The organism is Rhizobium sp. 05N49 (assembly GCF_056396805.1).
The window spans coordinates 20,942-31,411 of the sequence record NZ_JBFTME010000036.1 but is presented as its reverse complement, the minus strand read 5'-3'; the positions used below and the strand labels follow the sequence as shown (position 1 = coordinate 31,411).

The 10,470-nt window shown below is 61.4% G+C and carries 11 protein-coding genes and 1 pseudogene; 3 read left to right on the top strand and 9 right to left on the bottom strand.

Annotation, left to right across the window (positions count from 1 at the left end):
* Nucleotides 1-489, bottom strand: a pseudogene (locus tag AC1DF8_RS34740) (MSMEG_1061 family FMN-dependent PPOX-type flavoprotein); the annotation flags it as partial.
* A gap of 48 nt (nucleotides 490-537) precedes the next feature.
* Complete coding sequence (locus tag AC1DF8_RS34735; protein WP_478157303.1) at nucleotides 538-1,488, bottom strand: alpha/beta hydrolase; 951 nt, start codon at nucleotides 1,486-1,488, stop codon at nucleotides 538-540.
* A gap of 45 nt (nucleotides 1,489-1,533) precedes the next feature.
* On the opposite strand from AC1DF8_RS34735, the gene AC1DF8_RS34730 reads away from it, so the two are divergent.
* A complete protein-coding gene (locus AC1DF8_RS34730; protein ID WP_478157301.1) occupies nucleotides 1,534-2,001 on the top strand; it encodes a MarR family winged helix-turn-helix transcriptional regulator in 468 nt (155 codons plus the stop codon).
* Between the two features lie 6 nt (nucleotides 2,002-2,007).
* On the opposite strand, the gene AC1DF8_RS34725 is transcribed toward AC1DF8_RS34730, so the two are convergent.
* From AC1DF8_RS34725 to AC1DF8_RS34710, 4 genes are all read right to left on the bottom strand, one after another.
* Nucleotides 2,008-2,394 (bottom strand): hypothetical protein, encoded by a 387-nt coding sequence (locus tag AC1DF8_RS34725; protein ID WP_478157299.1) that lies wholly within the window; start codon nucleotides 2,392-2,394, stop codon nucleotides 2,008-2,010.
* A gap of 55 nt (nucleotides 2,395-2,449) precedes the next feature.
* Nucleotides 2,450-2,860 carry a YybH family protein gene (locus tag AC1DF8_RS34720; protein ID WP_478157297.1) on the bottom strand — a complete coding sequence of 137 codons (411 nt, stop codon included), beginning with the start codon at nucleotides 2,858-2,860 and terminating at the stop codon, nucleotides 2,450-2,452.
* A gap of 184 nt (nucleotides 2,861-3,044) precedes the next feature.
* Nucleotides 3,045-4,232, bottom strand: a complete 1,188-nt coding sequence (locus AC1DF8_RS34715; RefSeq protein ID WP_183878820.1) for a low temperature requirement protein A — start codon at nucleotides 4,230-4,232, stop codon at nucleotides 3,045-3,047.
* A gap of 54 nt (nucleotides 4,233-4,286) precedes the next feature.
* Nucleotides 4,287-4,661 carry a gamma-butyrobetaine hydroxylase family protein gene (locus AC1DF8_RS34710; RefSeq protein WP_478157295.1) on the bottom strand — a complete coding sequence of 125 codons (375 nt, stop codon included), beginning with the start codon at nucleotides 4,659-4,661 and terminating at the stop codon, nucleotides 4,287-4,289.
* Nucleotides 4,662-4,797: 136 nt separating this feature from the next.
* On the opposite strand from AC1DF8_RS34710, the gene moaA reads away from it, so the two are divergent.
* Together moaA and AC1DF8_RS34700 are read left to right on the top strand one after the other, a co-directional pair.
* Nucleotides 4,798-5,844, top strand: a complete 1,047-nt coding sequence (gene moaA / locus AC1DF8_RS34705; protein ID WP_112968292.1) for a GTP 3',8-cyclase MoaA — start codon at nucleotides 4,798-4,800, stop codon at nucleotides 5,842-5,844.
* A 174-nt stretch (nucleotides 5,845-6,018) separates the two neighbouring features.
* Nucleotides 6,019-6,543, top strand: a complete 525-nt coding sequence (locus AC1DF8_RS34700; RefSeq protein WP_478157293.1) for a GNAT family N-acetyltransferase — start codon at nucleotides 6,019-6,021, stop codon at nucleotides 6,541-6,543.
* Nucleotides 6,544-6,563: 20 nt separating this feature from the next.
* Here the strand turns inward: AC1DF8_RS34700 and AC1DF8_RS34695 are convergent, their stop codons facing one another.
* The 3 genes from AC1DF8_RS34695 to AC1DF8_RS34685 form a co-directional block, all read right to left on the bottom strand.
* Entirely contained in the window at nucleotides 6,564-7,193 is a 630-nt protein-coding gene (locus AC1DF8_RS34695) for a GNAT family N-acetyltransferase (RefSeq protein ID WP_478157291.1), read from the bottom strand.
* A gap of 162 nt (nucleotides 7,194-7,355) precedes the next feature.
* Nucleotides 7,356-7,562, bottom strand: a complete 207-nt coding sequence (locus AC1DF8_RS34690; RefSeq protein ID WP_112547399.1) for a CsbD family protein — start codon at nucleotides 7,560-7,562, stop codon at nucleotides 7,356-7,358.
* A gap of 118 nt (nucleotides 7,563-7,680) precedes the next feature.
* Nucleotides 7,681-10,236: a methyl-accepting chemotaxis protein gene (locus tag AC1DF8_RS34685; protein ID WP_478157289.1), complete on the bottom strand. Its 2,556-nt coding sequence runs from the start codon at nucleotides 10,234-10,236 to the stop codon at nucleotides 7,681-7,683.
* Between the last annotated feature and the right edge of the window lie 234 nt (nucleotides 10,237-10,470).

The following is a 10,470-nucleotide window of genomic DNA, read 5'->3' as shown; positions in this document are numbered from 1 at the left end:
TTCCAGAGCTCGGCGCGCATCACCGCGCGGGCGCACTGGAATGCCGAACATTTCGTCGACGATGCTGATGACGATGACCGTGCGAGGATGCTTGCCGTCCATCTCGAAGCTTTCGAGCAGCGCCTCGTCATTGGACACTACCCCGCGCCCATTGATGCGCATCACCGTGTTCGATCCGGGAATGAGGAACATCAGCGAGAGGCGCGGGTCGCGCACGATGTTGGAAAGCGAATCGACGCGGTTGTTGCCGCGCCAGTCCGGCAGATACAACGTCGTATCGTCGACGATGCGCACCACGCCGCCGATATCGCCGCGCGGCGAACAGTCGAGCCCCTCGGGCCCGATAGTTGCGAGCGCCACGAAGGGCGAGATCTCGATCATGCCGCGGTAGAGCGGTGTCAGCGCTTTCGTCACCTTGTCGACCGAGGCCTGCGACAGCCCGCCTCCATAGATCGCGTTGAGCTCTTCGATCGTGCTGATGATCTTCATCTGTGTCCCGCCATGGTGTCGGCCGCCTGACTTGCGGCCGGCCGGACGCTACACCGATGCGCGCCGCGCCGGAAGCTCTGATATCGGAATGATCTCAGCATCTTTTTTGATGTCTTCGTCGACAAGGAAAGCCACGACTTCGCCGAGAACCGGCCCTGCCGACATGATGCGCCGGTGGCCGAAGCCGTTCGCCCAGGAAAGCCGCACGTGACTGCCCGAAGCCGCATAGCGCCGCGCGTGGGCGGCGCTGACTTCCTTGTCGTCCTCGGCATGAATGACGAGCACAGGCTTGCCGATGCCTGCTGCCGTTTTTCCCGCGTCGAAATCCTCTAGTCTCCGGCCGGTGATACGCTGCACGGCATCCTCGAGCGCGGCCTGTGCGGCCGATTTCAGCCGTAGCATCCGTCCGAAATCGGTAAACAGCCATTGCATTTCGCTCGGCGAGCCGATCAGCACCATGCGTTCGCACGAGACGGGCTTTATGTCCGGCAGAATGGCGGAGGCCGAGACCATCAGCGCGGCGCCGCCGAAGGAATGGCCGATGACCGCATCGAACCGCCCGAAACGCGCTTCCGCTGCCGCAATCGCCTTGACCGCCAGCCCCATATACAGGAAGCGCCCGCCGGCGCGGCCGTGACCGGGGAAATCGAGCGCGATCACTTCGGCGCCCGTCCCGGCAAGCATCGTCACCAGATCGGCCATATAGGCCATGCCGGAGCCCCAGCCATGGGTAACGAGGTAACGCTTGCGCCGCCCGAGCGCCCCGCCATTCAGTCGGTACGCATGCGCGCGCCGGCCTTCCACGGGCAACGTGAACTGCTCCGCGCCGGCCAGCCTGGCGACACCTGCCGCATACGCTGCCCTGGCTTTCTCGCCTTTCGGTTTGGCGGACGGCGTTCGGCAGAACAGCCGGAAGGCCGCCTCCCCGGCAAGGCGTGGGGAAACGGCTTGCATGAGCGAAAATCCGAGGCGCGTGACCTCCAGCGCAAATTTTGCCATGATGGGATTCCAATAATGTTCAACACTGAACAATAAAGTACAACGATGAACAAAAATCAATCCCTCCCCTGGGATCATCCGCGTTTTCGCAGCTGGATCGCGGTGGCTCGCGCCTGCCAGCTCATGCAGCAGTCCCTCACCCGCTCACTCTCCGATCTCGATATCAAGCCGCCGCATCTCGATATCCTCGTCAATCTCTACCGCTTCGAAGGCATTTCGCAGCAGGAACTGGCCCGCAAGCTCCTGGTCGGCCGCTCCAATATGAGCATGCTCCTGCCGCAGATGGAAAAGCGCGGCCTGATCCTGCGCCGCGACGACGAGCGCGACAAGCGCGTGCTGCGCCTGCACCTGACGCCCGAGGGCCGCAAACTGACCGAGGAGGCCATGGCCATCCAGACCGCTTTGATCGAGCGCACGCTCTCGGCAGAACCGATCGAGCAATGTATGGCAACGGCCGATTCGATGGAGCGCATCATCGGCGTGCTGCTGCAGGATCTCAGGGACGAGGAATAGGCCTTTCTAGGCGGAAGGCTCCAGTTCTTCTTTTTCTTCATCGAACCGGCCGCGCTTTAGGAAAACCTCCAATGCCCGCTTCGCTTCGGGGACGATGCGGTCGAGCCAACCCGTTTCGATGAGAGCGTGCTCTGTAATGGTAGCCGGAGTATCGTCGCACGCCGCGACGACCAACCGGCGCAGCACCATTAACTGCTCGCGCTCTTCGATAGACATCGCTGAATTCGGAGCGATATCGCCTTCGTCGGTRACCCAATCGAAAAAGAAATTGAAGTAGCCGCTGACACCGAAGAGGCGCAAACCATCGACGCCATCCGCCAGAATACCGATTACCTCGATGATCCTGTTGCGGACTCGCTGATCGAGCACGCGCGGAGATGGTTCGTTTTCCATAACTTTCATCCCAAATGACTTCCGCAGAGACGAGCCAGCTTTTGTTCTCGTTGCTTTATGTCTCCGTGGTCCGGCCCTCGTCAAGCAGATCGGTCCCATAGGAATTATCGATCACACAAAGCCATTTGCCATCAAGCCTACGGAACACATAGGTCGCCCGGCGGGTGATCGTACTCACCACGCCATCGGCTCCCGTCGTCTCCAGCACCGCCTCAGCAAGAACGAGCGCGGTATCGCCACCCTCGACGACCTGCACCCTGTCCTGCGTGATCTTGAGCGAATGGTTGAAATAATCGGCGATCGCCGCGAAGGCCTTGCCGATCTTCTCCTTGCCCGAGACCTCCAGCCCCGGCCGGATGACGAGCGTTGCCTGCTCGTCGTAAAGATCCATCAGCGCATCGAAATCCTCGGCCATGATAGCGCGGTCGGCTGCATCGATAACGGTCTTTAGTTCGTGAAATGCCATGTCTGTCTCCTGTAGGGCCGGGCGACGGACAAAGAAAACCCGCCTCGCCGGCGGGTCGCATTCTGGAAGCTTTATGCGCGCAAACCCACCATTCACAAGATGGTGCGAATAATCAGCGGGCGGTTGGCGCAAACCTGTTCCATGCGCCGGTTTTCTCACAGGATCGGAATACTGTCCAGCCGCCTCAGTGCAGCGCTGGCCCGGCCGGCGCTTTCGTCAGCGACTTGTACTCCCAGGCCGCCACGACAATCAGTACCAGTGCCGCCAGGATGCCCAACACATAGACTTCCATGAAGGGCGCGAAGAATGTGCAGAGGATCAGGATGACGATGCCGGCGAGATGGGATAGCGGCATGCGGCCGCTGGTGGCGCCCTTGAACCAGAGATTGCCGACCAGGAACAGGCCGGAGCCGCCGAGCACGGAAGCAGCGATGGCGAGGCTGCCCGTGTCATATGGATGCTCGAACATCCATTCCACCGCCACGGCATGCACGATGATGCCGGCAAGAACAGGGATATGCGCATAGGTGAAGGCCTGCCGCGCGAGACTGCCGGGCGTATCGGCATGTTCGATACGGTGCGCCGCCCGCTCATGGCCGAAGCGGAAATAGAGCCACCACATGGCGACCGTGCCGATGAAGCCGATCAGGAAGACGACGCCGGTGATGGCGGAAAATTCCATCTCCGAGAAGGTGCGGCCGGAAACGAGGATCGCCTCGCCGAGGCAGATGATGATGAAGAGCGCACAACGCTCCGCCATATGGGCGCCGGAAACGTCCCATTCCTCCGTCTTCGACCGGCCGAGACCGGGCACGGCAAAGGCAAGTGCCGGTCCTGTATATTCGATCAGCAACGCGATCACCCAGCAGATCAGCCGCGCCTCATGCTCCAGCAGACCGCCTGCAATCCAGAACACACCGGCCGCCGCAAGGTAGATGGTGATGCGCACGAAATTGATGACGGCCGAGCGGCCTGCAGCCCGCATCGCATAGGTGGTGAAGAGCGAGCGGCCGACCTGCATCAACACATAGGCCGAGGCGAAGAGCAGGCCTTTTTCGCCGAAGGCCTCGGGAATGGAAGCCGAGAGCACGAGGCCGAGCAGCATCAGCACGACCAGCATCGATCGTACCGGCATGCGCTCCGGGTCCAGCCAGTTCGTGGCCCATGCGGTGAAGATCCACACCCACCAGACGGCAAACATCATGAGTGCGGCTTCGGCAGCACCGAGCAGCGTATAATGCGCAAAGAGCGCGTGCGAGAGCTGGGAGACGGAAAAGACGAAAACGAGATCGAAGAAAAGTTCCAGGAATGTGACCCTGCTGCCGGTATGCCCATGGGCCCGCAGCCAGCTCTTGTTATGCGTTTGCGTCATGTGCCCCCCGGCAGCCGGTGAAATTCAAAGCAATTCCAGCAAAAGTGTATAGCTCTAGCGCGGCCGTTCGGTCACGTCGCGGCTCATCCCCTTTTCCTTGAGCTCTTCTTCATAGGCGGAAAAGAGTTCGAAGCCGCGTTCGCCGAGTTCGCGCAGATAGGTCCAGGTATATATGCCGGTATCATGCATGTCGTCGAAGCCGATACGCACGGCATAATTGCCCGTCGGGATCACGGATACGATGGCGACATTGCGCTTGCCCGGCACCGTGACCTTCTGCCCTGGCCCGTGCCCCTGCACCTCGGCCGAGGGCGACAGTACGCGCAGCAGCTCGGCCGAGAGATCAAAGCTCTGGCCGTCACTGAAGCTTATCACCAGCCTCTGGCGGTCCTTCGAGATCCTGATTTCGGTCGGCCAGATATCGCTCATGTCAATGTCCTCTTCTGATGCGAGGAGTAGGCGCTGATCTTTTTCGGCGCAAGCGCAAATTCGCTTGATGCCGCGGCCTGTTTCCCTTGACGCCACAATAGCATATGCCCACATTGAAACGAGTAYGGAGACAGACGTGAACAGCAGTGTCGGAACGATTGGCAATGCCTCCCCGCTGGTAGCTGGTGCAGGCCCGATGATCGACCCCTTCGGTCGTGCGGTCACCTATCTGCGTGTCTCCGTCACGGACCGCTGTGATTTCCGCTGCACTTACTGCATGGCGGAAAACATGACCTTCCTGCCCAAGAAGGATCTGCTCACGCTGGAAGAGCTCGACCGGCTCTGTTCCGCCTTCATCGCCAAGGGTGTGCGCAAGATCAGGCTGACCGGCGGCGAGCCGCTGGTGCGCAAGAACATCATGCATCTCGTGCGCCAGCTTGGAAAGCAGATCGGCTTCGGCCTCGACGAGCTGACGGTTACCACCAACGGCTCGCAGCTCGCCCGCCATGCGCAGGAACTCTTTGATTGCGGCGTGCGCCGCATCAACGTCTCGCTCGACACGCTCGATCCGGAAAAATTCCGCAAGATCACCCGCTGGGGCGATTTCGCCAGGGTTATGGAAGGCATCGATGCAGCCCAGAAAGCCGGTCTGAAGATCAAGCTCAATGCCGTGGCGCTGAAGGATTTCAACGAGGCGGAGATGCCGGACATGCTGCGCTTCGCGCATGGCCGCGGCATGGATCTCACCGTCATCGAAACCATGCCGATGGGCGAGATCGAAGAAGACCGTACCGACCAGTACCTGCCGCTCTCCAAGCTGCGCGCCGATCTCGAACAGCAGTTTACGCTTGAAGATATCGATTACCAGACCGGCGGCCCTGCCCGCTATACCAGGGTCGCGGAGACCGGCGGCCGCCTCGGCTTCATCACCCCGCTCACCCATAATTTCTGCGAGAGCTGCAATCGCGTGCGCCTCACCTGCACCGGCACGCTCTACATGTGCCTCGGCCAGAATGACGCTGCCGACCTGCGCTCGGCCCTGCGCGCCACCGAAGACGATGGCCTGCTCCATGCGGCAATCGACGAGGCCATCACCCGCAAGCCCAAAGGCCATGATTTCATCATCGACCGCACCCATAAACGCCCGGCTGTCGCCCGGCACATGAGCGTTACGGGTGGGTGAGGTCCGGTGCCGCGCAGCGGCAGCAATCGATCCAGTGAATCGATTGCAGGACCGAACGCCCGAAGCCGTGCGAAGGGCCGGCAAAGGCCGGTGCCGCGCAGCGGCAGCAATCGATCCAGTGAATCGATTGCAGGACCGAACGCCCGCAGCCATGCAAAGGGCCGGCAAAGCCCGGTGCCGACTGTGATCGACAACCACACCCGCCGCACCGACAGGCTGCTGCTGCGCCCGCCGATGTTGGAGGATCTTCCCTTTCTGACGGAACTGTTCGCAAAACCTGAACTGGTGGCGCATCGACCGGTGCCCCAGCCGGACAGCCCCGAGGAAAGTGCTGCACGACTGGCAAGGGACATGGCGCATTGGAAGCAGCATGGCTTTGGCCGCTTTGCAGTTGTCGCCGATGGTGAACTGATCGGCTTTGGCGGAGTGACCGTGTCGAACGAGTTCGACGCTCTCAACCTTTCCTATCACCTCGATCCCCGAAGCTGGGGGCACGGTTACGCAACCGAACTCGTTTCCGGCATTCTGGCCTTTGCCTTCAACGAACTGGGTGCCCGGCGGATTATCGGCCTGGTACGGCCGGCCAATCCTGCATCCCGCCGCGTTCTCGAGAAATGCGGCTTCGGCTTCGAGTGCGAACTCATGCTCCACGGTGCGCCAACGAACCTCTACAGCCTTCTATCCCCGAGCTCCGGATAGGCTCTTGTGCTGGCGCGGCCCTATTCGAGGATCGGCACATGCGGCGCCGCCGACCGGGGCAAGACCCCGGTCAGCCGCGGATCGTCCGCGACCTCGATCATGAATGCGTAGGGTTTGAAACCGGACCGCTGATAGAACGGCAGTGCATTCGGATGGTCGAAATGACAGGTGTGCACCCAGAGCCGCTCGATCGGATGCGCCCAGGCGATGGATAAGGCGTGATTCATGAGATAGCGCCCCGCCCCGGTGCCAATGGCGCTTTTGCCCACGCCGAAGAAGACCAGTTCACATTGGCCGGGCTGCCGAAAATCAAGTTCCAGCATACCGACTTGCCGGCCGTCCGAGAGCAGCACGTAGATCTCCACCAGAGGGTCGCCGATAATGGCCTTCAGCGCTTCATCGGTCATGACCAGTCGGGAAACCCACAGCCAGTCCTCGCCGATCGCCCGGAAGAGCCGCCGGTATGTCTGCGGATCGGGCGCCGGCATTCTCTCCAGGGAAAGCCCCGCGATATTCCTTGCCTCCTTCGGCAGCGGCTTCTCCGTCATTTCCAGGCAGGTGACGGCGTTGGCAAGCTTGCCTCGGGGAACCGCAGAATATCCCATCGGGAGCTCCGGGTTTGACTTATCTGGTTTTTCCGCAGTGCTCATGGTTCGTATATCCGCTGTGCTCGGTTCCAAGATATCTAACGGAGAACAGGATTCGGCCATAGCTTCAACACGGCGTGCCGCGGCTGATAGCCGGCACAAAAAAAAGCCCCGCGTGAGCGGGGCCAAGTCTAGTGAGTGGAAGACTATGATATCGGATTGTTATCAGTGCCAGGTCTGGCTGTCGTACCAGGTATCGACATCTTTGCGGATACGGTCCTTTTCGTAGCCGTAGCGTTCCTGCAGCTTGCCTTCGAGCTGTTCGCGGCGGCCGTTGATCTGGTCGAGGTCGTCGTCAGTGAGCTTGCCCCACTGTTCCCTAACCTTGCCCTTCATCTGCTTCCAGTTGCCTTCAACACGGTTCCAATCCATCGCGGTTCTCCTTTGTTGGACATGCTTGGAAAACGACCGGGTCGGCTAATTGTTCAAAAGAAAAACCCGCGGTTGGAAAGCCGCGGGCTCTTTGTCATCTCATTGCCGATGCACTGACTTAAGCAGCGCGGCCCGTCCAGCGCCCTTCAGCGCGGCCATATCCATGCACCTCACCCTCCTCGCCGGTACGGAAGCGGTTGACCTTGTCCGAGAGCATGTCGACGCGCTGGCGCAAGCCCTGGATCTCGGCATTGTTCTCTTCCACCATCGCCGCATTCTGCTGGGTGATGAGCTCGACATCATGCACCGCCTTGCTGACCTCGTGAATGCCGGTCGACTGTTCGCCAGTGGCGGCCGAAATCTCGGAGACGAGGCGCTGCACGCCGCTGACATGGGCGATGATTTCGGCAAGCGCCTGGCCGGTTTCCTCGACGAGCTGCACGCCGCTCTGCACCTGGCCGGAACTTGCCGAGATCAGTTCCTTGATCTCGCGGGCAGCCTTGGCGCAGCGCTGCGCGAGTTCGCGCACTTCCTGCGCCACCACGGCAAAGCCACGTCCCGCCTCGCCTGCCCGCGCGGCTTCCACGCCGGCGTTCAGTGCCAGCAGATTGGTCTGGAAGGCGATCTCGTCGATGACGCCGATGATGGTGGCGATCTTCTCGGACGAGCGGTTGATTTCGCTCATGGCGTCGACGGCCTTGGCGACCACTTCGCCGGAGCGAGTTGCGAAAACCTGCGTCTCGTTGACCGAATGCGCGGTCTGCTTGGCGCGCTCAGCGGTGGAACGCACGACGTCGCTCAGGTGTCGCAGCGCCCACGAACTTTCCTCGAGGGCGGCGGCCTGCTGTTCGGTGCGACGGGCAAGATCGTCAGCCGAGGACGCGAGATTGCCCGTGCCGCCCTTGATCTCGACGGTGGCGCCACGCACATCGGCAAGCGTCTGGCGCAGTGCCTCGACGGCATGATTGTAGGTATCGGCCATATCGACGAAATCGGCGGCGAGATCGCGGCGCATGCCGATCTCGAGATTGCCCTCGGCCAGCGCGTTCAGCACGTCGGAGAGCGCATGCAGCGCCTGCTTCTGCTCGGCCTCGATGCGAGCGCGTTCGGCGGCGCGGCGGCTTGCCTCATCGGCAGAGAGCGCACGGGCACTTTCGGCCTCCCTCTCGAGCCGGACGTTTTCGACAGCAGCGTCACGGAAGACGGCAACCGAGCGCACCATGTCGCCAATCTCGTCGCCCCGGTTGCGGCCTTCGATGGCAACTTCGAGATCGCCCTTTGCAAGCCGCGTCATCACGTCGGATACGCGCTTCAGCGGACCGCGCAGCGTCTCGACCAGCATCAGGCCGCCGACAATGGCAAGCAGCGTGCCGAGGATCATGGCAAAGACGGAAACATTGGCCGAACGCTCGCTGTCCTCCTTGCCGAGTTCCTGCGCCTGGCTGACGAACTGGCGAAGAGCGGCCATGGCGCCGGAAAGGATTTCGGAGGATTGCTGGCGGGCCGCCTTCCAGTCCGCCGCAGCCTTCAGCATGTCGGCCGAACCGGAGGTCAGCGAAGCCGCAGCCGGGGCAATCTTGTCCGCAAAAGCCTTCATCACCGCATCATTTGCACCGAGCGCCGAGATCTTTCCGGCGGTTTCGGTCAGAGCCTTGAGGTCGGCGAGAACGACATCCCGCGCGGCCGCATCACGCGCGCTGAGCATCTGGCTCACATGCACCTGCAACCGGTCGGCACCGTCGCGCACCTGGTCGACGGAGGTCAGAAGCTCGCGCTGTTCGGCAATGCTCTTGTCGAGGCTGACGAAGCGGGCGGACGCCGTATCGCTGTTCTTGGCCGATTGCAACGTCATCTGCCCCTCGGTGTTGACGAAGCCGGTCAGGAGCGGCGCCATGCCGGAGGCCTTCTCATCCGGTGTGCCATTGCCCTTCAAGAGCGCATCGAGCTTGCCGGCCGTTTCGGCGACCTGTGCGATCAGCGGTTGGCCATCCTTGGAGACCATTTCCTTGGCGACAGCGAGCTGCTTCAGGATCTCGGCAATATGCTGCTGGGCGGCTTCGATCTGCTCCTCGGGCGTAAAGCCCATCTGGATGTCGACGCGCATCGCGCCCATGATGTCTGTAAGCGACTTGAAGGCGGCAGAATCGTAGAGCAGCGCCTTGGCGAAGATTTCCTTGTCGGTGAAGTCCTTGCGCACCCGGTCGGTCTGGCCGCCGGCTTCATCCGCAGCAGCCGAAATCGCCTGCACCGTCGTGTTGATCGCCGCAACGCTTGCATCCTCTGCCTGGCGCAGGCTCCACAGCGTCTCCTGCTGCTTGCGCATGGCGGAGGCCAGGCCGCTGACTTCGGTCAGCTGGCTGCGCTGGTCGTCCGTCTTCAGCAGCCCGTTGAGGCGCAGCACGCCGCTCTCCTGTGCATCGATCGCCTTGCCGAAACCGGCCTTGCTCGCATCCGACGGATCGGAGACGAACTCCTGCAGTGCCGCCTGCAGGTTCTCGAAATCGGAAATGTTTTCGATCGTGGCGCGCGTCACCGTCATGTGACCGTTCAGGATGTTGGCCGTGTGGTAGCCGAGGATGCCGACGCCTGCGATCAGCACGACGAGCGGGATGACGAACAGCAGGACCTTGGTGACGATGCGACGGCTTTGCAGAAGTCGGTCGATGAAGTGCATGGATGCGGCGCCTTGAAGCTGATGGTACCGTCCAGTCCGCAATCATTCCGGATGGTTCGGCGGCATCCTCCATCATGGAGAGTGATCGCATATTTCGCTGAATCGGTTGATACAACCTTAATCGGCGACCGGGAGATTTGGGAATTATCCTTATATTTCTAATATTTGCCGCAACTGCACAAGGATTTGCTTTACCTCGCGGCAGGTTGTACTGCAGTGCAGCATCGAATTATC